The sequence below is a fragment of the Cellulophaga lytica DSM 7489 genome (genome assembly GCF_000190595.1).
GTDB lineage: Bacteria > Bacteroidota > Bacteroidia > Flavobacteriales > Flavobacteriaceae > Cellulophaga > Cellulophaga lytica.
Window position 1 is genome coordinate 148533 of the sequence record NC_015167.1, and the last position, 23679, is coordinate 172211.

Sequence of the window (23679 nt, forward strand, 5' to 3'; positions counted from 1 at the left end):
TATAGCGGTCTTTATATAAAAAAACAGGTTGTCTTATTTATTAATTTGTACCTCGTGTGGATAAGGAATTTCAATTTTAGCATTGTCTAACGCTAATTTAGAACCTTCAATGGTTGCAAAATAAACATCCCAATAATCTTCTGGCTTACAAAAAGGACGCACCGCTAAGTTTACAGAACTATCTGCTAACTCTTCTACATTTACAGATGGTGCAGGGTCTTTTAATACTTTAGGGTTGGCTTGTAACATTTCTAAAAGCACTTGTTTTGCTTTTTTCATATCTTCTCCATAACCAATACCAACAGTAGTATCTACTCTCATTTTACCTTCTGCTGTATAATTAATAATGTTACCATTTGCCATTGCACCGTTAGGTACTATTGCTAATTTGTTTTGTGGTGTAATTAATTTAGTTGTAAAAATTTCAATTTCTTTTACAGAACCTAATACGCCTTGAGCCTCTACTAAGTCTCCAATTTTGTAAGGTTTAAAAATCATAATTAAAACGCCTCCTGCAAAGTTACCTAAAGAGCCTTGTAATGCTAAACCAATAGCTAAACCTGCGGCTGCAATAACAGCTGCTAAACTTGTAGTCTCTACTCCTAAAGTAGAAATAACTGTAATGATTAAAAATATTTTTAATCCCCAGTTTACAAGGTTTAATAAAAACTTTTGTAATGACTCATCATAATTGCCTTTTGCCATTACTTTTCTTGCAACTCCAATAAGTTTTTTAATAAGCCACGCTCCAACAAGATAAATAATTATAGCCATAATAATTTTTGGGCCATAATCCATTATTTTCTCGATTGCCAAATTCATCCATTTTTCTGGATTCTCCATAATTGTTAATGTTTAAATAGTTAATGTTGGGTACAATATATAAAATGTATTTTATAAAAAATTTAAAACACATTAACAGTTGTTAACATTTTACCATTTCATAACAAAAAAAGCCTGCTTAACATAGTTAAACAGGCTTGTAACAAATAAAAATCTAGAAAACTAGCTTCCTATTAGATCTCCTATCTTTTTTAGTGCTCCTTCATCTACGTCAGATTTTTCCATTGCACTTATAAATTTACCTAAGTATGCAGGGTTCATATCATCTCCTATAACACGGATTAATGCAAAACCTTTATCATCTTTATAACCATAAACAATTACCTCGTCTATAGCATCTTCTTCACCAGTAAATTTAACTACACCTTTTGCCATTTTAGAGTTAATTTTCATTAACTGCGTGTATTTTTTATTCCCTAAAATAGCATTTACTTTTGTTTTTTCTACTTTATAAGAATCTACATTATCTGTAGTTTTATTAAATGCCAAAACGTTCACTTTTTTTATAGACTCTACTGCTTTTTTTTCCTCTGGAGATAAATTTGCAGATGCTATATTTAATATACTTGTAGGAACATCAAAAGATAAAAAATTATCATTTTCGCTGCTATCTACGTAATACTCTTGCAGGCTTTGACTAGAAGAGCAAGAGCCTAACGTAACCAACAAAATTAATGCTGCTGTTATGTATTTTATTCCGTTTTTCATATTGATGATTTTTATTTATTAATAACTATCAAGGTTAGTTATTAACCTTGATAGAAATATGTGTTGTTACTTTTTAACTTCGTTTAATTGTTCTGGCAAGCCCATTTTACTTGTTAATGAACCTATTTTGTTTAAATCTATATCTCCTGTAATAGATACTAAAACAGTTTCTATTTTACGATTGTCAATTTTAGCGCCTTTTACATCACTTACAAACATTAAAAGTTCGCTTACGTGGTCTTCATCTTTACCACTTTTAATATAAAATTTAATATTAGCATCTTTATCTTTTACACGCATTAGCTCTTCTAAAGATGCTGTTTTTAAGTAAGATTTCATTGTGGTAAGCATATCTGCTCCAATAGCTTTATCTTCAGTAATAAAAACTTTTAAGCTGCTTATACTTTTTCCTATATCTATAAAGTCTTGTGTGTCTTTATCGTCTACGTCTACATCTATCTTAGTTAGTAGATTAAACATACTTTTATTTACAATAACAGATGATACGTTATCTAAATCCTCGAACTTGTCAAAAATTGACTGTGAAAATCCTGTAAATGGTAGCGCAGTAAGTACTGCTATGATTAATAATTTTTTCATAATTTAATTTTAATTTGTTTTGTAAATCTTGTTTGTTGCTTCTTCAAATTTGTTAAGGTAAACCAGTTTTTCGGTGCCTTTGTTTAAGTTTTGAGCTATAAGGCTAAATGCTTTTTCAGTTTCTTGTAAAACGTATTCAGCTTCTTTTTGCTCACGATAATCATTACCAAAATATATGCCTAATACTAAAACTGCTACTGCTGCTACGGATAACCATTTATAATTTCTTTTTCTAGGTTTTAATGGTACCTGCTTAGTAAAAGTTTCTTCTTTGGCGTTAGAAAAATAAGTAAACATTGTTGTGTACTCTTGTAAATGCGGAGCAACATCACCCTGTAAAAAATAGGCTTTTAATGTTTCTTCTTCGGCAACCGTAGTGGTAGCTTCAAAATACTTTTCTAATAATTTTTCTATATTATGCAATTCCATAATTATGTTTTTCCATTAATTTTTGTCTCACTGTTTTTCTTGCTCTTGACAATGCAACTCTAACTGCTGCAGGTGTCATCTCTAGTAATTTGCCAATTTCTTCAAAACTGTACTGCTCTACATCTCTTAGTTGCAGTGCCATTTTTTGTTGTTCTGGCAAACTCTCCATTATTTTCTCTACCCAATTAACACTGTCTTGCGCTTCTACTTGTCGTTGTAAAGATGCATTACTGTCTGTATAATTACTATGCACCAATTTTAAATTACTAGCTTGTTTAGATTTTAACCTGTCTAAACAAAAGTTTTTTGTCATTGTCATAGCAAAAGCTTCAACATTTGCGTATCCCTTCATACGGTCATTTTTAGACCACAATTTTAACAGTATTTCCTGGGTGGCATCCTCTGCCTCCTCTGTAGAGACTAGTAATCTTTTGGCTAGTCTAAACAGTTTATCCTTAAAAGGCATTACCACATTTAGAAATTCTGATTGTTTCATTTTTTAGTTTAGTTGTTGTTACAAACACTATTACTAGGTTTATATAAGCAAGACGACATAGAATGATTTTTGTTACAAAAAAATTTTTTTTTGTAAAAGTTGTCAGTAATTTACAGCATTGTAAACCGACACACTATATATAACGTATGTAACACATACTTAATATATGTGTAAAATTATGGAACAATAGTTGCGACTAGCTATGTTCTTACACTAAATAAATAACTATTATGAAAAAAACAGTAATTCTATTATCTGGGTTGTTTTTATTTTTAACATCCTGTGATAAAAATGATGATGATGGCGGCGGAGAAACACCACAAGCAGTAACACTTAACAATGAAATAAACGAATTTATCTGGAAAGGATTAAACCATTGGTATTATTGGCAACCAGATGTTACCGCTTTAGCAGACACTAAAGACGATGACCAAGATGCCTTTTATTCCTATTTAAATGGGTTTAGTAGCCCTGAAGATGTTTTTAATGCTTTAAAATATACTGAAAAAGATGATTTCTCTTGGTTTATAGAGGATGTAGATGAGCAGCTAGCGAGTTTTAATGGTATTAGTACTACTTACGGTATTACTAGAGGGCCTTTAGTAAGAGTTGGTGCAACTGATAATGTTGTACAAGTTATAGGCTCTGTTGCTGCAGGTTCACCTGCAGAAGCAGCTGGATTAAAAAGAGGTGATATCATCTCTAAAGTTGATGGTGAGGTAATGACTATTGATAATTATCTTATTGTTAATAAACTATACACTCAAGAAAGTGTAATGTTAGGTTTAGCAACCGTTTCGGAAACAGATGCTTTAACACAAACTGAAGAAAAATCACTTACAGCTGCAACTTTATCTATAAACCCTGTTCACCATACAAGCGTTATAGAAGAAGGAGGCCGTAAAATTGGATACCTTGTTTACGAAGGTTTCCGTGGAACCTACAACGGAGAATTAAACGATGCTTTTGGAGAATTAAAAGCTGCTGGGGTTAATGAACTTATTTTAGATTTTAGATACAATGGTGGTGGCTCTGTTTTATCTTCTGCTTTATTGGCTAGTATGATTTATGGTGAAGCTACTGCAGAAACAAATACAGTTAGTGGTGAAGTTTTTGCCGAGTTAAAATACAACGCAAAAAGAGATGCCAACAATAGCAGTGTTTATCCGTTTTTTGAAGATGTTTTTTTATATGACAAAACAACAGGAGCATATTCTGGAGCAACTGATATGAATAGGTTAACAGGCATAACTAGACTTTATGTTTTAGGCACAGAAAGAACAGCTTCTGCTAGTGAAATGATTATAAATGGATTAAGACCTTACATTAATGTTAAGGTTATTGGAGAAAAAACAACTGGTAAAAATGAAGGTTCTATTACTGTTGTAGATGCACCAGGTAATTCTAACACAGAACCATATACAGATACTGATAACAGAAGTACAAAACACACTGTTGGTATGCAGCCAATTGTTTTTCAGATATTTAATAAATTAGGAGAAAATGATTATGGTGATGGTTTTGTACCTGATGTAGAAGTTAAAGAATATGAATACTACAAAAATATAAAACCTTTTGGTGATACTAATGAAGTATTATTACGTGCTGCTTTAGATGATATGCTTGGTACTGCTGGTAAGTTCGACTTACAAAAAGATGCAAACGTTACCAATGTTACAGAAGGTGTTAAATTCCCTAAATTTAGTTCTGAAATGTATATTATGCCAAATGATATTAAGCCTACTAGTAAATAGTTTAGGTTTTATCATTGCTTTAAAAATAAAAGAGCTTGCTAAACAGCAAGCTCTTTTTTTATATATTGCACTATAACTTTATAAAGTTAAGTTTAAACCCAACCTTACGTTAGCTCCTTTTGTTGTAAAACCTAATATCTCTGTATACTCTTCATTTAACAAGTTACTTGCATTAGCAAATACAGTTAATTTATTATTTATAAGTGTATGTGAGATGTATAAATCTAAAAGCGTATAAGCGTGTAAGTTTACATTAGTAGCCGGGAAAGTTGCAAAATCAGAATCTGATCTATTACCTACCATTGTGTAATTTAAAGATGCATTTGTACGGTCTGAAAAATTGTAGTTTGCAAATGCATTTACCTTATGTTTTGGTAAACGTATACCTGCATCTCCTTCTCTTTCTGTAAATGTATAATTTGCTCCAATATTTAAAGCGTTAACTGGCGTATAGTCTAACTCTACTTCTACACCTTTTGCTTCAATTGTATTTTCTGCATTGTCATAACCTGTTGCTCCGTAAAAAACAAAATTTTCTTCTTTTCTATTAAAATATAAAGCACTAATTCTTAATTTGTCATTTGCAGCATACTCTAAACCACCTTCTATTGTGCGGTCTTCCTCTGGATCTAGGTCTGGATTGGCACCAAAATTACCAAATAACTGGTTTAAGCTTGGAGTAATGTATGATGTTGCATAAGACCCCATCAATTTAACATAACCATTTGTATTTTTAATAACATAAGATGGATTAAAATTGTAAACAAAATTAGAGCCATACTCAGAGTGATTATTTAAACGAGCACCAAGGTTTAAGTTTAAACCAAAATCTGACACATATACTACATTTGCATAAGGATCTACAATAGAAAAATCTTGTATCTCTGCATATTCCGTTTCATCATTAATGTAATTTACACCTAAAACAGTATAAAAAGTATCATTAAAATTGTATTTATTATACACATCAACCACTATGTTCTTACCCTCGTAAGCACTAGGAAAAGCAGATTTGTTTTCTGAGCTGTACTCACTGTAAGCTCCATTTATCACAACAGAACCTTTATTATATTTATAAGTAGATGACAAGCCAGCTCTTTTTTGATCACTTGTAAAAGAGTACGGAGCATCTAGCATCCCAAAAGACTCATCGTACTCACCACTATTTTTTGTTTGGTTTCCATATACATTTACAGAAAATTTATCAGAAAAAGTGTATCCTAAATTGACATCTGTACTGTAGTTAGAGAAATCATCTTTTTCATTTTCTGGAGTAACAATGGCAGATAAACCGTCTGAATACCTGTTAGAGAAACCAACTTTATATGTAAACTTATCTAAAGTACCACTTACACGTGCACTGTTAGCGAACTCATTTACATCAAAATTCTGGTTAGCCGCTGTTTGATTTGTACCAACACTTGCTTGAAAATTACCAGAGATAGCATCTTTTGCAGCTTTTTTTGTTGTTATATTAATTACCGCAGTAGCTGCATTTGTACCATATAGTGTACTAGCTGCTCCCTTAATAATCTCTATAGACTCTATGCTTGCTGCTGTAAGTAATCTTAAATCGTACTCTTGACCTACTGAAGATGGATCTGATACACGTACACCATCTATAATAATTAACACTTGCCTTCCTCTACCACCACGAGCAAACACACCCAAAACAGTACCTTGCCTGCTAGTACTACCAGCAATGGAAAATCCGCTTTTTGTGTTTATAATTTCTGCTACTGTTTTACCTTGACTTCTTTCTAACTCTTCCGCTGTAATTTTTATCACTGTTTTACCAGAGTTTTCTCTTTTAAGTTCAAAGCGAGAATCACTAACTACAACTTCATTTAATTTTTGAACCTTTACTTTTTCTTGTTCTTGTTGTGCTACAACAGTTGCACTAGCCAATACAGCCGCACATAAACCAATAATTTTTTTGTTCATTTTGTGTTTCATTAATAAAACGGGAGTAGAAATTATATTAATTTCTGCGTATGTCTGTACCCATACGTAAACTTTTATCCCGAAAGTTTAACATTAGTTGTTTTGAATATGGCAGGTCTCCTGACTTGCGTCTTTTTGCTTTCCTTCCCATCATTAATATTAGACAGTGGATCTGTAGTTACAAAAAGCATTTACCCTTGGTAAACTAAGCTTACAGTTGCGGGAACAGTTTTGGATTTTAACCAAATTCCCTTTTAATCTTACTACGCTACATAGCAGAACCAAAATTCGGCGCAAAAGTAATCCTTTTTACTCAATTTTTTTATTCAAATTTAAATTACACTACTTTTGGACTTTAATTTATAGCCAATGAAAATTTTAAAATCCATATTTTTAAGTTGTTTTATACTATTAGCTGCTTGTAAAGAAAAGGCTCAAAAACCTTTACCTAACACCACACAAAAAGAAAGTAACATAAAGCTTAATTATGCCAAAGGTTTTAGCATAACTAAGCAAGCAAATGGTATTACAATTTTAAAAATCACATCTCCTTGGCCAAATGCAGAATCTGCTTTTACTTATGCTTTAATTCCTAAAGATAAGGCAGCAACAATTACCTTAAATAAAAACGATTATGATGCTATTGTAACCGTTCCTATTAAAAAACTAGTGGCTACATCTACTACGCATATACCTACATTAGAATCTCTTGGTGTTTTAGATAAATTAGTAGGTTTTCCTAACACAGACTATATTTCTTCTACTAATGCCAGAACATTGATTAATGAAGGTAAAATTGAAGAATTAGGCGTAAACGAATCTTTAAACACAGAAATGGTTATTGCTTTAAATCCTGATGTGGTAGTTGGTTTTGGCATAGACAATAACAATAAAACATACAGCACCTTACAACGCTCTAATATTCCTGTTGTTTTTAATGGTGATTGGACAGAAGAAACGCCACTTGGCAAAGCAGAATGGATTAAGTTTTTTGCTCCGTTTTTTAACGCTGAGGCTAAAGCCGATTCAATTTTTAAAACTATTGAAACAGATTATAATAATGCTAAAGCTTTAGCTAAAAAAGCAACCAATAGACCTAGCGTTTTAACTGGCGGTTTATATAAAGATTTATGGCACGTAGCTGGCGGAAAAAGCTGGATGGCTCAATTTTTAAAAGATGCAAACGCTAATTATTTATGGAGTGATTTGCAAGAAACTGGTGGTGTTGGTTTAAGTATAGAAAGTGTTTTTGATAAAGCTGGCAAAGCCGATTTTTGGATATCACCATCTAGCAACTCTAGTTATAAAGAAGTTGCAGAGTCTAGCCAGCATTACACCCAGTTTGATGCGTATAAGAATAAAAAAATATATACCATTACGTTAGTTAAAGGAGAAACTGGCGGAGTATTGTTTTTTGAGCTTGCTCCCAACAGACCAGATTTGGTTTTAAAAGACCTTATTTCTATTTTTCATCCTGAGGTTTTGCCTAATTACCAAACTACATTTTTTAAACCTTTACAATAACGTGCCAAATCAAAAAAAATATACTTTAGCTTTTATAGTATTACTAGCAATACTGGTAATATGCTTTTGTGTTAGTATAAGTTTGGGCTCTGTAACCATACCATTTACAGATACATTAAGTGTAATTTTTGGTGGAGATTTAGAAAAAGAATCTTGGAGGTATATTATTAAAAATTATAGAATACCAAAAGCTTTAACTGCTATACTTACAGGTAGTGGCTTGGCTTTAAGTGGCTTATTAATGCAAACACTTTTTAGGAATCCGCTTGCGGGACCTTTTGTTTTAGGTATTAGTTCTGGTGCAAGTTTAGGTGCTGCTATTTTAATTATGGGAGCCTCAGTATTATCTGGTGTTTTTACATTTGGCGTTGTAAATAATGTAACTTTAGCTATAGCGTCTAGCACTGGTAGTTTTTTAGTATTATTATCTGTACTTGTTGTTGCTGCTAAAGTAAAAGACACTATGGCTCTTTTAATAATTGGCTTAATGTTTGGTAGCATTACTGCTGCTATTGTTAGTGTATTATCATACTTTACAGACGCAGAGCAACTACAACAGTATATTTATTGGTCTTTTGGTAGTCTTGGTAATTTATCGTGGTCCCAATTAGGTTTGCTAGGAACAATAGTTGGTATAGGAATTTTTATAAGTGTTTTTACCATAAAATCTTTAAATGCTTTTTTATTAGGCGAAAATTATGCACGCAGTTTGGGAGTACACATTAAAAAACAACGTTTTTTAATTATTGCAGCTACAGGTTTATTAGCTGGTGGTATTACTGCTTTTGCAGGTCCTATTGCTTTTATAGGTTTGGCTGTTCCACATTTAACCAGACAAGTATTTAATACTACAAACCACAAAATACTAATACCCGCAGTACTGTTATACGGTGCTATTTTAATGCTCCTGTGCGATACTATTGCACAATTACCATCTAGCGCCTATGTATTACCTATAAACGCTATTACCTCTATTATTGGTGCTCCTGTAGTAATATGGCTTTTAGTACGTAAAAAGAAAATGGTATTTTAAATTTATAAATTGTAAAAAACATCAAAAAAGAACAACAACATATAGCCCTACAAGTAACAAACCTAAGTGTTGGTTACAGCTCTAAAAAACAACAAAATGTTATTTCTAAGGATATTAATTTTGCTTTACAAAAAGGAGAGTTAACGGCTATTGTTGGCGTAAACGGTATAGGAAAATCTACTTTACTGCGTACTTTGGGTAATGTGCAACCAAAACTTAGTGGTACTATTAGTATTGATGCTATTGAAATTAACGACTACAAACCAGGACAATTAGCTGCTAAAATAAGTGTTGTGTTAACAGAAAAAATAGCTTCTAAAAACTTAACTGTTTTAGAAGTTATTGCCCTAGGAAGACAGCCATACACCAATTGGATTGGTACGCTTACAACTACAGATAAAGATAAAATTACAGAAGCCATTTCTTTGGTGCAAATTGAAGAGTTACAACATAAAAAATGTTACGAACTTAGTGACGGACAATTACAAAAAGTAATGATTGCAAGGGCCTTGGCACAAGACACTTCTATTATTTTGTTAGACGAACCAACATCTCACCTAGATTTGTACCACAAGGCAACTATTTTAAAACTATTAAAAAACATAGCCCACAAAACCCAAAAAACTATTTTGTTTACCACTCATGAAATTGAAGTTGCTTTACAATTGTGTGATAAAATTTTAATTCTAGATAAAAACGAAAGTCATTTTGGCACACCACAAAACTTAATAGCCACTAATAAATTTGATGCCCTTTTCCCTAAAGACACTATTATTTTTGATGCAAAAAGTGCTAGCTTTAAGGTTGTTTAAGCATAAAATATAATATTATTTATTAGATGTTAATTACTTCTATTAGGCTTTAAAGAAAACAACAAACAAAACGTTTATCTTTACTTTTTTATAGACACTATTTACATTATGACCGATTTTTTAATTTACTTTTTAGTTGCTGTAATATGCCTTGTTGCTGGTTATTTTTTAGGAAATTACATTCAGAACCTAAAAACTAAATCTAGCCAAAGTGCTATATTAGAAAGAGAATCTATTTTAAACCAAAACCTTACTGCTTTAGAAAATAAAATTTTGTCTTTAGAGGATGAAAAAAATGCATTGCGTGAAGAAAAAGAGCACTTAGGAAACCAAATTACTAGGTACCAAGCAGACATAGAAAATCTTCAGCTTAAAAATACAGAGCAAAAGCAAGAGGTAGAACAGCTTCAGGAAAAATTTACAAAAGAATTTGAAAACTTAGCAAATAAAATTTTAGATGAAAAGAGTACTAAGTTTACAGAACAAAATCAAATAAATATTAAAAACATTTTGCATCCATTGCAAGAAAAAATTCTGTTGTTCGAGAAAAAAGTTGATGAAAGTCAAAAAGAAAACATCAGTATACATTCTGCCTTAAAAGAACAGCTATTAAACCTACAAAGTCAAAACCTTAAAATTACCCAAGAGGCAGAAAACTTAACCAAAGCTTTAAAAGGCGATAGTAAAATGCAAGGGAATTGGGGAGAATTGGTATTAGAACGTGTATTAGAAAAATCTGGCTTAGAAAAAGACAGAGAATACAGTGTACAACAGAGTTTTACCAGAGAAGATGGCTCTAGAGTACTGCCAGATGTTATTATAAATTTACCTGATAACAAAAAAATGGTGGTAGATTCTAAAGTATCATTAACTGCCTATGAGCGTTTTGTAAATGCTGATGATGAAACAGAAAAAGAACAATTTTTAAAGGAACATATAGTATCTTTACGTAAGCACGTAGACCAATTGTCTGCCAAAAAGTATGAAGATTTATACGAAATGGAGAGTCCGGATTTTGTGTTGCTTTTTGTACCTATAGAGCCTGCTTTTGCTGTTGCAATAAACAATGACAACAATTTATATAATAAGGCTTTTGAGCAAAACATAGTTATTGTTACACCTGCTACTTTACTAGCAACTTTACGTACTATAGATACTATGTGGAATAATGAGAAACAACAACGTAATGCCATAGAAATTGCTAGGCAAGCTGGCGCGTTATATGATAAGTTTGAGGGGTTTGTTGGCGACTTAACCAAGGTTGGTAAAAAAATGGATGAAGCTAAAAATGAATATAAAGGGGCTATGAACAAGTTGGTAGAAGGCCGTGGAAACATTATTACATCTATAGAAAAATTGAAAAAAATGGGTGCAAAAGCTAAAAAATCTATTCCAGAACCTATTTTAAAACGTGCTATAGACAACCATAACGACAATTAAAACTAAACAATTAACAACCATATAACTACTACTAATGAAAAAAGCTTTAGCAATTACATTATTAATTATTGTTGCAGTATTTACTGCTATTTATGCATTTATTTACTACGTACCAATTAGTGAAGGTTATAGGTCTGGAGAACTTATTAAATTTAGTCATAAAGGTGTGGTTATTAAAACTTGGGAAGGAGAAATTAGTCAAGGTATTTCTGGCGCACAAATATTTTCTTTTTCGGTTTTAGACAAAGACAAGGATATTATAGAAAAGCTTAAAGATTACCAAGGTAACTACGTAAAGGTTACTTATGTAGAGCGTTATGCTACTTTTGCTTGGTTAGGAGATACTAAATATTTTATTACAGAGGTTACTAAAGAACAATCTCCACACATAAGAAATTAAATTATGAGTACATTTAAAACAGCAAGTGAATCTAAAGTTTCTATTACAGAATTAATGTTACCATCTCACTCTAATTTTGGTGGTAAAGTACATGGTGGCTACATTTTAAACCTAATGGACCAAATTGCATTTGCTTGCGCATCTAAACACTCTAGGAGCTACTGTGTAACTGCATCTGTAAACAGGGTAGACTTTTTAAATCCTATAGAAGTTGGTGAACTGGTAACCTTAAAAGCATCTATAAACTATACAGGAAGAACATCTATGGTTGTTGGCGTAAGGGTTGAATCTGAAAATATTACTACAGGTGTAAAAAAACATTGTAACTCATCATACTTTACAATGGTTGCTAAGGATGCACACGGTAAAAGTCTTGTTGTACCTGGCTTATTGGTAGAAGACAAACAAGGCATACGTAGGTTTGCGCGTAGTATTAGACGTAAAGAACAAGCCTTTAAAAGAAGTAACACGTTTGAGTCATCAAACTTTAAAGTAGAAGATTTTTTAGATTCTTTAGAAAAAGAAAACGTAAAAATTGCTATAAAGTAATTACATATATATATTAAAACCCTCCAAATATATACTGGTACTATTGTAAGTAGGTAGTAAACAATACATTTAACTTAAATTGAAAAATTTAGGTTAATGCAACAGTTTATAATTAATACAAAGGCTACATACATTAAAAACATTCTACTTACAGACTCTAAAGTTAGATTGTCTGATGAGGATTATAAAACGCTTGAGGCTTTTAATATCGAATTAGATTCTGATAAAAAAGGATTACTTAATACACAACATACTTTTGAGTATACTGCTATTCAAAAAATAGTTCCGTTTAAGGAAGATTTAGGTTTTCAGGTATTTTTTACAGAAAAGGGTAAAAATGAAAAAGCGTACTTAGATTTTAAGACAGATGAAGAATACCAAAGTATATTAAACACACTAGTATCTAAAACAAACTTTTCTAAAAACAAAGTTCAGAAAAAAACCAAAGCTTGGATAAAACCTTCCTTATACAGTTTGGTAGCTGCATTATTAACTTTTGCTTTATATGATAGTGCACTAAAACTAGAAGCTGGTGAAAATGTAACTGTATCTGGCTCTAGAAGAGGTTTAAAAAGAATACTTCTATCAATTTCTGAGTCTTTAGGAGCTACAAACAGTCTTATTCTAGGTAGTCTAATTACGCTAGTATTTATCTTTTTTGCTTTTAAAGCTTATAAAAAAAGTGTTATAGACCAAGAAGTTTATAATTAATTAAACACCAAACCAAAAACACCATAATTAATCTAAAGGTATCTAAAAATTAATTCTATTTTTATCACTTAAAGAAAAAGTAATAGCCTACCTATTTATGAAGAAGTTAAAGTTTATTATCACATTTTTGTTGTGCTCCCTTATATACACGGGTTTAAAAGCTCAACAATCTCCAAAAGAACTTTTTGAGGCTAGAGATTTTGAGGCTGTTATTGATACACTTACCAAAAAAAGTGAATTAAAAGAATTAAGTTTAGAAGAGTTATTTTATATAACTAAATCCTACGGTAGAACCAGGCAATACTCTAACGGATTGGTTTTTTCTAATAAAATGACAGAGGAAGCTATGCGCTTAAAAGATACAACCAACCTGGTTAGAGCTTTTAACCTAATGGCAGAAAACCTTATAGATCTTAATGATATTTCTAAAGGTATTGAATATTGTGAAAAAGTAGCTCCTGTTTTTAGAAAAAAAGATTCTATTGAATTTCAAAAGCTTTGTTTTAAATGGGGAATGATGTACTACCATAATTATGAGTACAAAAAAGCACATGAAACTTACAACAAAATTACACTACCTAAGTACAGAAAACTTCCTCTTTTTACAAACAACTATGCTTTAACTTTAATGGGGTTAGAAAAATGGGATGAGGCAATTACATACTTAAAAAAAACAATGCAAATTTCTAACAGAAATAATAATGTAAACTATTCTAACATTGGTTTTGCCTATTTAAAACAAGAGAAATACAAAAAAGCTAAAATTTATTTAGATTCTGCTATTAGTTCTTTAGCAAAAAATGAAAACGCTACACTTTACAATAAAAAAAATATTTATAGCAACTACTTTTTACTCTATAAAAATCAGCAAAAACTAGATGAGGCTGCAGAATATATAGATACTATTGAAGCTGTAAATGAAGCTATTTTTAAGCAAAAAATAAGTGAAAAAATAAAGGCTTTAGAAACATCATCAAAACAATTAGAGTTTGCAAATAGCAGAGAAACTACCTTAAAAAAGCAAGTTAAAATTATAGATAACAGGCTAGCTCTTGCTGAAAAACAGAAAATTTGGGGTGCTTTTTTACTTGTTGTACTTATTGTAATACTACTGGCTGTATTATTTATTTTTAAATACCGTAACATTATAACTGCACACGTACAAATACAAACAGAACAACGACTGCTGCGTTCACAAATGACTCCTCATTTTATATTTAACAGCTTGTCTGTAATACAGGGAATGATTTTAAATAAGGAAGATAAAAAAGCCATAATTTATTTATCAAAATTCTCTAAACTACTACGTATAATTTTAGAAAACTCAAGAGAAAAACTTGTGCCTTTAAAAGAAGAACTACAAGCTCTACAAAATTATATAGACTTACAAAATATGAGTAGAGAAAATAGCTTTAAATATCTATTAAAAGTTGATGAAAATATAGATACATCTAGTATTTCTGTGCCTCCAATGCTAATGCAGCCCTTTGTAGAAAACGCTATTGAACACGGATTTAATACTAATTTTGAAAACGCAGAAATTGAACATCAAATTAACTTTACAGATAACAAACTTATTTGCATCATAAAAGATAATGGCCTTGGTATTTATGCGTCTAAAAGCGGCAAAAAATCTAAAAAATCTGTTTCTACACAAATTACAGCAGAACGATTAAAAATAATGTCTAAAGAGCTGCATGTAGAAACTGGTTTAACTATACAAGACAGGTCTGAGTTTAATGAACAAGGTACAATTGTAACACTTACTTTACCATATAAAATAGAACAAGAAGATGCTTAAAGCTTTAATTGTAGAAGACGAATTATATATTAGAAAAGGACTATTAGCAATGATAACGTCCTTAAATAAAGAAATATCAATACTAGGTGAATGTGAGTCTGTAAAAGAAGCTGTGGTTGTTGCCAATGCTTGTAAACCAGATTTAATTTTTTTAGATATTAATTTACTAGATGGCAACGCCTTTGATTTTTTAGAACAAACTACCAATTTAAAATATAATGTAATTTTTATTACTGCCTATGAGCAATATGCCTTACAGGCTCTAAAAAACGGAGCTGTAGATTACATTTTAAAACCTGTAGATATTGAAGAGCTAGAGGCTGCTATTGATAAAGCTATAGAGACCAAAATTGAAGTTGCGCAAGAACAATTGCAAGTTGTAAAGTCTGAAATGATAGACCGAAAAAAAGAAAAACTAGTTTTACGCTTACAAGAAGGACTACAGGTAATAGAATTTAAATTTTTAACACATTGCAAATCAGACAAAGGTTACACTACTTTTTATTTAAATGATGGCAAATCTTACATAGCATCTAAACCTATAAAAGAATTTGAAAATCAGTTTCCAGAAAAAAACTTTATGCGTACGCATCAATCCTATGTTGTAAACTTAAGTTTTGTAGACAAGTATGATAAAAACGGTTATATTTTTCTAAAATCTGGTGAAAAAATACCCGTTTCTGCACGACGTAAAAACGATTTTGTAGAGCGCTTACTTAACCAATAGTACTACTACAATATATACCAGAACTACACGTAAATAAAAATAAACCACACAAAAACAATAACGTTTATAGACGAATATATATTAACTTAAAGCAGATATACATCCGCTCTAATAAAGCTTACAACTAGGTTATACCTTAGCCCATATAATAAAAGAACACTATTATATTAATAAAAACCTATAATTATGAAAATAATGAAATCCTTAAAATTGCTTTCTTTATGTTTTATTGCAGTTTTAAGTACCGTTTCTTGCTCAGACTCTAAGAACTTAAAAGATGATACCTTAAGTAGTTTTATGCTTGGAGGCATATACTTTATTAACGGTTATGGCGGCTTAAGTGATGTAGAAACTATGATGACTAATGCAGGTTACACTAGTAACAGTGAATTGGTTTCTGCTTATAGTGAAATTTTTGTTTTCCCTTTTGATAAGTCTGACAGCTCTGGTGCTATAAGAATACTAGAAAGTGCTTGGGACATTAATTCTAAAGAGTCTTTATTAAAAACTACAGAAGAACTTAAAACTAGAGAATACAAGTACAAATCATGGGATTATGCCAGAATTGCAAATAATGTAAGTATGGGGTATGCTGCAGATTATTTAACCAAAGAAGAATGCTTAAGTATTTTGGCTAATACATTAACACTAGCTAAGGAAAAATACAAAGACTGGGATACTTATTATAGTGATTTTGAAAAAGGACGTAACGCATGGAACCCTGATGATCTTGAGAAAGAAAATTTTCAAAAACTGGCTAAAACAATAACAAAAGGAGAAAAATCAATCTACAACATACTTCCTTTACACAATTAAAAAACAAACAGTTACAATCACGTTACACTAACCCCACTTAGGGAAGAGAATTTTTCTCTCCCTCTTGGGGTTTCTTTTTATTCCATAAAAAAATCCCTATTAGAAAATGTTCTAATAGGGATTTTTTACTGTATGTAATATTTTTATTTGCTTAAATACATTTTACGTCTTGCATATAAGTTATAAAAATCATCATCTTTTAAACTATCTATAAACAAAATACTTTCTCCTGTACTCTTCATTTCTGGTCCTAAGTTTTTATTTACATTAGGGAATTTATTAAATGAGAATACTGGTTGTTTAATAGCAAAACCTTCTAACTGTGGATTAAAATTAAAGTCTTTTACTTTTTTCTCTCCTAGCATTACCTTAGTTGCATAATTTACGTAAGGCTCTTTGTAGGCTTTTGCTATAAAAGGTACTGTTCTAGAGGCTCTTGGGTTTGCTTCAATAATATAAACCATATCATCTTTAATAGCAAATTGTATGTTTATTAAACCTACTGTATTTAATGCTAAGGCTATTTTTTTAGTATGATCTTTAATTTGCTGCATTACAAACTCTCCTAAGTTAAAAGGAGGCAATGTTGCGTTAGAATCACCAGAGTGCACACCACAAGGCTCTATATGCTCCATAATACCAATTATGTAAACATCTTCTCCATCACAAATTGCATCTGCTTCTGCCTCTATTGCTCCATCTAAATAATGATCTAATAATAATTTGTTATTAGGTATTTTACGTAATAAGTCTACAACGTGCTCTTCTAGCTCTTGCTTGTTAATTACAATTTTCATCCCTTGCCCTCCTAATACATAAGAAGGTCTAACTAACAAAGGAAAATCTAACTCATCTGCAAGTGTTAATGCCTCATCTGCCGTTTCTGCAATACCATATTTAGGAAAAGGTATATTATTCTCTAATAACATTTTAGAAAAATTACCTCTATCTTCAGCTAAATCTAAAGACTCAAAACTAGTACCTATAATTTTTATACCGTATTTAGATAGTTTTTCAGCAAGTTTTAATGCTGTTTGCCCACCTAGTTGTACAATTACACCTTCTGGTTTTTCATGCTGAATAATATCATAAATATGTTCCCAAAAAACAGGTTCAAAATATAACTTATCTGCCGTATCAAAATCTGTAGAAACCGTTTCTGGGTTACAGTTAATCATAATAGTCTCGTATCCACATTCAGACGCTGCTAAAACACCGTGCACACAACAATAATCAAACTCTATACCTTGTCCTATTCTGTTTGGTCCAGAACCTAATACTACAATTTTCTTTTTATCGGTAACAACACTATCATTTTGTACATAGCGTTTACCGTCTGCAGTTTCTATTTCTGCTTCAAAAGTAGAATAGTAATACGGTGTCATAGCTTTAAATTCTGCTGCACAAGTATCTACCAATTTAAATACTCTGTTTATACCTTGGGCAGAACGCTTTTTATGAACTTCACTCTCATAGCAGTCTAGCATATGCGCTATTTGCCTGTCTGCAAAACCTTTTTGTTTAGCTTCTAATAATAACTCACGTGGTAAGCTTTCTACTGTATATTTAGAAATCTCTTTTTCTAAATTATGTAATTCTTCATACTGACGTAGGAACCACATATCTATTTTAGTTATCTCATGAATTCTGCTTAACGGTATACCCAATTGTATAGCATCATAAATTACAAAAACTCTATCCCAACTTGGTACAGTTAGTTTTTGTATAATTTGATCGTAGTTAGTGTAACCTTTACCATCTGCACCTAAACCATTACGTTTAATTTCTAAAGACTGTGTTGCTTTATGCAATGCTTCTTGAAAAGAACGTCCTATACCCATAACCTCACCTACAGACTTCATCTGTAAACCTAAAGTTCTGTCAGACCCCTCAAACTTATCAAAGTTCCAACGTGGTATTTTTACAATTACATAATCTAAAGTTGGCTCAAATAAAGCAGAAGTAGATTTTGTAATTTGATTATCTAACTCATCTAAATGGTAACCAATAGCTAATTTAGACGCTATTTTTGCTATAGGATAACCAGTAGCTTTAGAAGCTAATGCAGAAGATCTAGATACTCTAGGGTTAATTTCTATGGCTATAATATCTTCTTTTTCATCTGGACTAACAGCAAACTGTACGTTACATCCACCGGCAAAATCACCAATGCTACGCATCATTTTAATTGCCATATCTCTCATTCTCTGAAAAGTAGAATCAGAAAGTGTCATTGCTGGTGCAACCGTAATACTATCTCCTGTATGTATCCCCATTGGATCCATATTTTCTATAGTACAGATAATTACAACATTGTCATTTTTATCTCTTAAAAGCTCTAGTTCATATTCTTTCCAACCTAATAAAGCTTTATCTATCATTACCTCGTGTATAGGAGAAATTTCTAACCCTCTACTAAGTAATTCATCAAAATCTTCTGGTTTGTAAACGATAGATGCTCCTGCCCCACCCAATGTGTAAGAAGCTCTAATTACAAGTGGAAAACCAAATTCTTGAGCAATTTCTTTACCCTTTAAAAAAGATGTTGCTGTTGCTTGTGGCGCCATACCAACACCAATTTTAAGCATTAACTCTCTAAACTTTTCACGATCTTCTGTAATATTAATGGCGTCTATATCTACACCAATAATTTCTACATTAAAATCTTCCCAAATTCCTTTTTCATCTGCTTCTATACATAAGTTTAACGCTGTTTGCCCACCCATTGTTGGCAAAACAGCATCTATGTTAGGGTGCTTTTTTAAGATTTCTATAATAGATTTGGTATTTAATGGCTTTAAATAAATATGATCCGCCATTGTAGGATCTGTCATAATTGTAGCAGGGTTGCTATTAATTAAGATTGTTTCAATTCCATCTTCACGTAAAGAGCGCAGTGCTTGTGATCCAGAATAATCAAACTCGCACGCTTGTCCTATAACTATTGGTCCAGAACCTATTATTAAAATAGATTTAATGTCTTCTCTTTTTGGCATTATAACTAATTTTTACTGTGTTGGGTGTAATTTGTTTTTTTTTGCTACGATATAGTCAAAAAAAAGGTGTTACTTTAAAAAAGTAACACCTTAATTATTTTATGATAAATATAATCATTATTTCTTATGTCTCAATTCAGAAGATACAGTAAGTTTTTTTCTTCCTTTAGCTCTTCTTCTAGCTAGAACTTTTCTTCCGTTTACAGAAGCCATACGCTCTCTAAAACCGTGTTTGTTCTTTCTTTTTCTTTTTGATGGTTGAAACGTTCTTTTCGGCATAATAGAATATCTTTATAATAGTGTAATATATAATCTTAAATAATTAGCTTTATAAAAGCTGGGCGCAAATATACAAAGAGTTTTTTCAATAGCAAACCTAATTAATAAAATATTTTAGTTTGTTTTTAGTACTTTTGCGTTTGCAAATTTATAACACTATTTTTAAATGAAAAAATTATTCTTCCTTGCTTCGGTTTTACTGTGTTTAACAAGCATTAATGCACAAACTAAATTAGAGTACAAACTTTCTGTTGGCGATGTTTTTATTGTGCAACAAAATGCTAAACAAGTTATTACCCAAGAAATGCAAGGTATGTCTCACGAGCTTACCAATGATATTACAGGCGAGTATAAGATGAAAGTTTTAGAAAAAAAAGATGGTGCCTATAGTATTGAAATGTCTTTTACAGATCTTAATATGAAAATGACATCTAACCTACAAGGGGTTTTAATGGATGTAAAAGCTAAAGAAGTTAAAGAAGGAGACATACAGTCTACAATGTTTAATTCTATTTTAAATGTTCCTGTAAAAATCACATTGGCTAGTAACGGTAATATTACAAATGTTGATGGCGGAGACAAATTAGTAACTAAAATGATGGATGCTTCTGGTATTACAGATGCAACTACTTTAGCTACCATAAAAACTTCTTTAGGAAAAGAATACGGAACAGAAGGTTTAGCCAATAGCTTTAAACAAATGACATACATTTACCCTAACGCTGCAAACAAAGTTGCTGTTGGTGATACTTGGGAAAATGAATACTCTGGAAAGTTAAATACCAAAAACAAATGGACACTAGATGCGCAAGATGCCAACACAACAACTCTAAGCTGTACTGCAGATGTTGTAATGACCGTTAAAGATGCAAATGCTAATATGGGTTTAACAGGTACGCAAACCACTAAAGTAACAGCTAATGCTAAAACTGGTTTTATTAACACTATGGAAGTTACAGGCACATCTGATGGTAACTCTACAATACCAATGCTAGGAGATCAAAAAATACCAACAACAATTACATCAACAATTATTTATAAAACAATAGAATAATAACAATATGTTCAACAAAAACATTAAAATAGGTATAGCAGCCTTAATAATAGCATACGCAGTATATCAATTTATAGAAGGCAACATAGGTAATGGTATTGCCCTTATCTTATTTTCTCTTGTATTTGTATTTCTTTATTTTAGAAATGAAATTATTTTACTTGCCTTTTTAAGAATGAGAAAGCAAGATCTTGCTGGAACTCAAAAATGGTTAACTAAAATAAAAAATCCAGAAAGTGCTTTAACTGTTAAGCAACAAGGCTATTACAATTATTTGCATGGTATTATTTTTTCGCAAACAAATTTAACACAAGCAGAAAAGTACTTTAAAAAAGCTTTAAAATTAGGCTTAACAATGGATTATGACGTTGCTATGGCTAAGTTGAGCTTAGCAGGTATTGCTATGCAAAAAAGACGTAAAAGAGAAGCTACAATGCTTTTAAACGAAGCTAAAAAGTTAGACAAACAAGGTATGCTTGCAGATCAAATAAAAATGATGAAGCAACAAATGAAGAAAATCTAATTTACTTTAACAATACACATTAAATTAAAAAGCCCTTTAAACATTGTTTAAAGGGCTTTTTAATTTAATAATAAATAATTTAATCTACTTTATAATATCCTTTATTAGGAATCTCTATAGTATATTTTTTTCTAGAGTTGTTATTTAAATGTGGCTCCCTTAACCAAGGGTTATGTCTTTTTAAAATTTTGTAGTTAATCTCATACTCATTAGCAAAATCTGCAAAATTAGCTACAGGAACATCTAAATCTACCGTAAAGCTAGGTACTGCTTTATACATGTCTTCTTCAGAAATTTCAAAACCATATTTTTCTGGTGCAGATAATATTTCTTTTATAGCCATAATTCTAAAAAGGTATCTACCTGTTTCTTGCCCTAAAAGCAAATCGTAATAAGAGTCTACTTTTTGTTGCGTTAAATACTTATTTATAGCCCCTGCTCCTGCATTATAAGAAGCCGCAGCTAACGTCCAGTTACCAAATTTTTCTTTGTACTTTTTTAAGTACCTACAAGCAACCTCTGTAGATTTTTGTATATGGTAACGCTCATCTACATTACTATTAACCTCTAAACCGTATTCTTTTCCAGTAGCTCTCATAATTTGCCAAAACCCAGTTGCACCTGCTGGTGATACTACATTTTGCAATCCGCTTTCTGCAACCGCTAGGTATTTAAAATCATCCGGAACTCCGTTTTTAGCTAAAATTGGTTCTATAATAGGAAAGTATTTGTTTGCTCTTTTCATTAATAACAAAGCATTAGATTGCCAGTAAGTATTTACCAAAAACTCACGATCTATACGCTCCATAACCTCAGGGTCTGTAAGTGGTACAGGTTCTCCTGCAAAATTTAAATCTTCCGGAATTTCTATAGATGTAATTTTGTATGTGTTTTCTGGAGACACCTCCTCTGTGTTTTCATCCGTTTCTTGTGGTATTACAGCACTGCTTTGCACTGCAAACATTAAAGCACCAGCAACAAAAACTACTCCAAAAAACATCAATATACTTTTAACTACTTTCATCTTCTATCTATTTCTTTTAAATTCAATTGTTATCAAAGGTATTAAAATACCTATTCTATTCTAAAATTATTTGTGGCAAATGCTCATTAAACCATTTAAACCTATTTATTATCATTATATGAGTTCCTTTTGGCACTGTCACACAGTTTTTTATGTGTTTTATTGGAAAAACAGGATCGCTATCTCCATGAATGTGTATTAAATTTGGATCACTTTTTTCCTGATTCCAATTTATTATTTGCTCCAAAGACCAATCTATATAATACTTATCATTAACAGATAAATACTCTTCATATAATTCTAGTCGCTTTGTTACTGTCTCGCCAAAAGCATATTTTGCTAATACTTCCATATTGGTTACCAAACCTGTTGGCAGTAATTTATAGGCTTTAGTATATTTTGCTAAACGCATACGCCTTGGAAGCTCATACTTTGTTTTTACGCTAGATATAATTATGACCTTATTAACTTTTATGTGCTTAGCCATCTCCTGCACCAAAACACCTCCAAAAGACACACCTATTAATACAACGTTAGTTTCAGTAATTTTAGTACACATTTTTATAGCGTACTCTTCTAAACTCATCCCTTTACTGGGTATAAACCAAGATAATAAATGCTGATGAAATGTATCTTCTGGTAATTTAATATTTTTAAATATTGATGGGTTGGCCGCCATACCGGGCATTAAGTAAACATTAAGCATATATTATAACAACTAAATCTTTAGTAAATTGAAAACTAGGTTTTTACGTATTTTTAACGTAACTTTGTTAGGTTGTCATCATTTTATTTTTTAAAATATATAATGATTTCACGATACTAAATATCGTTATTTTAGAACACAATAGCGCATATTTTAACTTCAATTTAAAACCATATACTATATGAATGCAGTAGAAATTAAGGACAATAGTTTTTTACGTCAGTATGAAACTAGAGTTAATGGGCATTTAGCTAAATTAGAATACTCTTCACAAGAACGTAAAGTGTTTTTAACAAAACTAATTATTCCTGAGGAAATAATTGAAACAGAATTTAAAGAAGACTTTATTAAAGCTGTTTTAAACGATATTCAAGAAAAGAATATGCGAGTAGTACCTACTAGCCCAGATGTTGCTAGCTTTTTAAGAAGAAACAAAAGACTCTACAAAGAAATGTTACCTATTGGTATACGTATCTAAAAAAATTAAAAGGTGCTTTAAAAGTTGTTCTG

Annotated in this window: 24 protein-coding genes and 1 riboswitch; of the genes, 14 read left to right on the forward strand and 10 right to left on the reverse strand. The window is 31.3% G+C overall.

All coding sequences use genetic code 11. The features are described from left to right. Positions 1 to 33 precede the first annotated feature (33 nt). The 5 genes from CELLY_RS00720 to CELLY_RS00740 all read right to left on the reverse strand — a co-directional run bounded on the left by CELLY_RS00720 (position 34) and on the right by CELLY_RS00740 (position 3076). Positions 34 to 843: a mechanosensitive ion channel family protein gene (locus CELLY_RS00720; RefSeq protein ID WP_013619730.1), complete on the reverse strand. Its 810-nt coding sequence runs from the start codon at positions 841 to 843 to the stop codon at positions 34 to 36. A 162-nt stretch (positions 844 to 1005) separates the two neighbouring features. Continuing rightward, the gene (locus CELLY_RS00725; protein WP_013619731.1) at positions 1006 to 1551 is read right to left on the reverse strand and encodes a DUF4252 domain-containing protein; all 546 of its coding nucleotides are present in this window, start codon (positions 1549 to 1551) and stop codon (positions 1006 to 1008) included. Positions 1552 to 1617: 66 nt separating this feature from the next. Beyond that, positions 1618 to 2151, reverse strand: coding sequence for a DUF4252 domain-containing protein (locus tag CELLY_RS00730; protein WP_013619732.1), 534 nt, complete (start codon positions 2149 to 2151; stop codon positions 1618 to 1620). A gap of 9 nt (positions 2152 to 2160) precedes the next feature. Continuing rightward, the gene (locus CELLY_RS00735; RefSeq protein WP_013619733.1) at positions 2161 to 2580 is read right to left on the reverse strand and encodes a hypothetical protein; all 420 of its coding nucleotides are present in this window, start codon (positions 2578 to 2580) and stop codon (positions 2161 to 2163) included. Continuing rightward, the gene (locus CELLY_RS00740) at positions 2567 to 3076 is read right to left on the reverse strand and encodes an RNA polymerase sigma factor (RefSeq protein ID WP_013619734.1); all 510 of its coding nucleotides are present in this window, start codon (positions 3074 to 3076) and stop codon (positions 2567 to 2569) included. The genes CELLY_RS00735 and CELLY_RS00740 overlap by 14 nt, the downstream gene beginning before the upstream one ends. 230 nt (positions 3077 to 3306) lie before the next feature. Between CELLY_RS00740 and CELLY_RS00745 the strand changes: the two genes are divergently transcribed. Next, positions 3307 to 4830 carry a S41 family peptidase gene (locus CELLY_RS00745; protein ID WP_013619735.1) on the forward strand — a complete coding sequence of 508 codons (1524 nt, stop codon included), beginning with the start codon at positions 3307 to 3309 and terminating at the stop codon, positions 4828 to 4830. A 78-nt stretch (positions 4831 to 4908) separates the two neighbouring features. On the opposite strand, the gene CELLY_RS00750 is transcribed toward CELLY_RS00745, so the two are convergent. Beyond that, complete coding sequence (locus tag CELLY_RS00750; RefSeq protein ID WP_013619736.1) at positions 4909 to 6774, reverse strand: TonB-dependent receptor plug domain-containing protein; 1866 nt, start codon at positions 6772 to 6774, stop codon at positions 4909 to 4911. Between the two features lie 93 nt (positions 6775 to 6867). Further along, positions 6868 to 7075: riboswitch (cobalamin riboswitch) on the reverse strand. 68 nt (positions 7076 to 7143) lie between these two features. On the opposite strand from CELLY_RS00750, the gene CELLY_RS00755 reads away from it, so the two are divergent. From CELLY_RS00755 to CELLY_RS00800, 10 genes are all read left to right on the forward strand, one after another. After that, positions 7144 to 8298, forward strand: a complete 1155-nt coding sequence (locus CELLY_RS00755) for an ABC transporter substrate-binding protein (RefSeq protein WP_013619737.1) — start codon at positions 7144 to 7146, stop codon at positions 8296 to 8298. 1 nt (position 8299) lies between these two features. Next, entirely contained in the window at positions 8300 to 9331 is a 1032-nt protein-coding gene (locus CELLY_RS00760; RefSeq protein ID WP_013619738.1) for a FecCD family ABC transporter permease, read from the forward strand. Positions 9332 to 9444: 113 nt separating this feature from the next. Continuing rightward, positions 9445 to 10143, forward strand: a complete 699-nt coding sequence (locus CELLY_RS00765) for an ABC transporter ATP-binding protein (RefSeq protein ID WP_316931705.1) — start codon at positions 9445 to 9447, stop codon at positions 10141 to 10143. Between the two features lie 108 nt (positions 10144 to 10251). Further along, a complete protein-coding gene (locus CELLY_RS00770) occupies positions 10252 to 11583 on the forward strand; it encodes a DNA recombination protein RmuC (protein ID WP_013619740.1) in 1332 nt (443 codons plus the stop codon). 34 nt (positions 11584 to 11617) lie between these two features. Further along, complete coding sequence (locus CELLY_RS00775) at positions 11618 to 11983, forward strand: hypothetical protein (protein ID WP_013619741.1); 366 nt, start codon at positions 11618 to 11620, stop codon at positions 11981 to 11983. 3 nt (positions 11984 to 11986) lie between these two features. Continuing rightward, the gene (locus CELLY_RS00780) at positions 11987 to 12532 is read left to right on the forward strand and encodes an acyl-CoA thioesterase (RefSeq protein WP_013619742.1); all 546 of its coding nucleotides are present in this window, start codon (positions 11987 to 11989) and stop codon (positions 12530 to 12532) included. 96 nt (positions 12533 to 12628) lie between these two features. Next, entirely contained in the window at positions 12629 to 13243 is a 615-nt protein-coding gene (locus CELLY_RS00785) for a hypothetical protein (protein ID WP_013619743.1), read from the forward strand. 97 nt (positions 13244 to 13340) lie between these two features. Beyond that, positions 13341 to 15044, forward strand: coding sequence for a tetratricopeptide repeat-containing sensor histidine kinase (locus CELLY_RS16585; RefSeq protein WP_013619744.1), 1704 nt, complete (start codon positions 13341 to 13343; stop codon positions 15042 to 15044). After that, positions 15037 to 15771, forward strand: coding sequence for a LytR/AlgR family response regulator transcription factor (locus tag CELLY_RS00795; RefSeq protein ID WP_013619745.1), 735 nt, complete (start codon positions 15037 to 15039; stop codon positions 15769 to 15771). Before CELLY_RS16585 ends, CELLY_RS00795 begins: the two co-directional genes overlap by 8 nt. Positions 15772 to 15957: 186 nt before the next feature. Then, complete coding sequence (locus tag CELLY_RS00800; RefSeq protein WP_013619746.1) at positions 15958 to 16587, forward strand: DUF1266 domain-containing protein; 630 nt, start codon at positions 15958 to 15960, stop codon at positions 16585 to 16587. Positions 16588 to 16730: 143 nt separating this feature from the next. Here the strand turns inward: CELLY_RS00800 and carB are convergent, their stop codons facing one another. Both carB and rpmH read right to left on the reverse strand, forming a co-directional pair. Beyond that, positions 16731 to 19583, reverse strand: a complete 2853-nt coding sequence (carB, locus tag CELLY_RS00805; protein WP_013619747.1) for a carbamoyl-phosphate synthase large subunit — start codon at positions 19581 to 19583, stop codon at positions 16731 to 16733. Positions 19584 to 19700: 117 nt separating this feature from the next. Further along, the gene (rpmH, locus tag CELLY_RS00810) at positions 19701 to 19862 is read right to left on the reverse strand and encodes a 50S ribosomal protein L34 (protein ID WP_013619748.1); all 162 of its coding nucleotides are present in this window, start codon (positions 19860 to 19862) and stop codon (positions 19701 to 19703) included. 166 nt (positions 19863 to 20028) lie between these two features. Here rpmH and CELLY_RS00815 point away from each other — a divergent pair, with 166 nt between their 5' ends. Beyond that, complete coding sequence (locus CELLY_RS00815; protein ID WP_013619749.1) at positions 20029 to 20916, forward strand: DUF6263 family protein; 888 nt, start codon at positions 20029 to 20031, stop codon at positions 20914 to 20916. Positions 20917 to 20923: 7 nt separating this feature from the next. Beyond that, the gene (locus CELLY_RS00820) at positions 20924 to 21439 is read left to right on the forward strand and encodes a membrane protein (protein ID WP_013619750.1); all 516 of its coding nucleotides are present in this window, start codon (positions 20924 to 20926) and stop codon (positions 21437 to 21439) included. A gap of 79 nt (positions 21440 to 21518) precedes the next feature. Here the strand turns inward: CELLY_RS00820 and CELLY_RS00825 are convergent, their stop codons facing one another. Both CELLY_RS00825 and CELLY_RS00830 read right to left on the reverse strand, forming a co-directional pair. Next, on the reverse strand, positions 21519 to 22463 hold the full coding sequence (locus CELLY_RS00825) for a lytic transglycosylase domain-containing protein (protein WP_013619751.1): 945 nt from the start codon (positions 22461 to 22463) through the stop codon (positions 21519 to 21521). A 55-nt stretch (positions 22464 to 22518) separates the two neighbouring features. Then, on the reverse strand, positions 22519 to 23151 hold the full coding sequence (locus tag CELLY_RS00830; protein WP_235183522.1) for an alpha/beta hydrolase: 633 nt from the start codon (positions 23149 to 23151) through the stop codon (positions 22519 to 22521). Between the two features lie 199 nt (positions 23152 to 23350). Here CELLY_RS00830 and CELLY_RS00835 point away from each other — a divergent pair, with 199 nt between their 5' ends. Continuing rightward, positions 23351 to 23647, forward strand: coding sequence for an N-acetyltransferase (locus tag CELLY_RS00835; protein WP_013619753.1), 297 nt, complete (start codon positions 23351 to 23353; stop codon positions 23645 to 23647). Positions 23648 to 23679: the final 32 nt, after the last annotated feature.

What these genes read in the sequence shown, in the direction of transcription:
- CELLY_RS00740 (WP_013619734.1), bottom strand. Translation starts at nt 3,076, where the DNA reads ATGAAACAATCAGAATTTCTAAATGTGGTAATGCCTTTTAAGGATAAA.
- CELLY_RS00725 (WP_013619731.1), bottom strand. Translation starts at nt 1,551, where the DNA reads ATGAAAAACGGAATAAAATACATAACAGCAGCATTAATTTTGTTGGTT.
- CELLY_RS00735 (WP_013619733.1), bottom strand. Translation starts at nt 2,580, where the DNA reads ATGGAATTGCATAATATAGAAAAATTATTAGAAAAGTATTTTGAAGCT.
- CELLY_RS00820 (WP_013619750.1), top strand. Translation starts at nt 20,924, where the DNA reads ATGTTCAACAAAAACATTAAAATAGGTATAGCAGCCTTAATAATAGCA.
- CELLY_RS00785 (WP_013619743.1), top strand. Translation starts at nt 12,629, where the DNA reads ATGCAACAGTTTATAATTAATACAAAGGCTACATACATTAAAAACATT.
- CELLY_RS00750 (WP_013619736.1), bottom strand. Translation starts at nt 6,774, where the DNA reads ATGAACAAAAAAATTATTGGTTTATGTGCGGCTGTATTGGCTAGTGCA.
- CELLY_RS00830 (WP_235183522.1), bottom strand. Translation starts at nt 23,151, where the DNA reads ATGCCCGGTATGGCGGCCAACCCATCAATATTTAAAAATATTAAATTA.
- CELLY_RS16585 (WP_013619744.1), top strand. Translation starts at nt 13,341, where the DNA reads ATGAAGAAGTTAAAGTTTATTATCACATTTTTGTTGTGCTCCCTTATA.
- CELLY_RS00795 (WP_013619745.1), top strand. Translation starts at nt 15,037, where the DNA reads ATGCTTAAAGCTTTAATTGTAGAAGACGAATTATATATTAGAAAAGGA.
- CELLY_RS00770 (WP_013619740.1), top strand. Translation starts at nt 10,252, where the DNA reads ATGACCGATTTTTTAATTTACTTTTTAGTTGCTGTAATATGCCTTGTT.
- CELLY_RS00775 (WP_013619741.1), top strand. Translation starts at nt 11,618, where the DNA reads ATGAAAAAAGCTTTAGCAATTACATTATTAATTATTGTTGCAGTATTT.
- CELLY_RS00800 (WP_013619746.1), top strand. Translation starts at nt 15,958, where the DNA reads ATGAAAATAATGAAATCCTTAAAATTGCTTTCTTTATGTTTTATTGCA.
- CELLY_RS00835 (WP_013619753.1), top strand. Translation starts at nt 23,351, where the DNA reads ATGAATGCAGTAGAAATTAAGGACAATAGTTTTTTACGTCAGTATGAA.
- CELLY_RS00815 (WP_013619749.1), top strand. Translation starts at nt 20,029, where the DNA reads ATGAAAAAATTATTCTTCCTTGCTTCGGTTTTACTGTGTTTAACAAGC.
- CELLY_RS00780 (WP_013619742.1), top strand. Translation starts at nt 11,987, where the DNA reads ATGAGTACATTTAAAACAGCAAGTGAATCTAAAGTTTCTATTACAGAA.
- carB (WP_013619747.1), bottom strand. Translation starts at nt 19,583, where the DNA reads ATGCCAAAAAGAGAAGACATTAAATCTATTTTAATAATAGGTTCTGGA.
- CELLY_RS00825 (WP_013619751.1), bottom strand. Translation starts at nt 22,463, where the DNA reads ATGAAAGTAGTTAAAAGTATATTGATGTTTTTTGGAGTAGTTTTTGTT.
- CELLY_RS00720 (WP_013619730.1), bottom strand. Translation starts at nt 843, where the DNA reads ATGGAGAATCCAGAAAAATGGATGAATTTGGCAATCGAGAAAATAATG.
- CELLY_RS00730 (WP_013619732.1), bottom strand. Translation starts at nt 2,151, where the DNA reads ATGAAAAAATTATTAATCATAGCAGTACTTACTGCGCTACCATTTACA.
- CELLY_RS00755 (WP_013619737.1), top strand. Translation starts at nt 7,144, where the DNA reads ATGAAAATTTTAAAATCCATATTTTTAAGTTGTTTTATACTATTAGCT.
- CELLY_RS00745 (WP_013619735.1), top strand. Translation starts at nt 3,307, where the DNA reads ATGAAAAAAACAGTAATTCTATTATCTGGGTTGTTTTTATTTTTAACA.
- rpmH (WP_013619748.1), bottom strand. Translation starts at nt 19,862, where the DNA reads ATGCCGAAAAGAACGTTTCAACCATCAAAAAGAAAAAGAAAGAACAAA.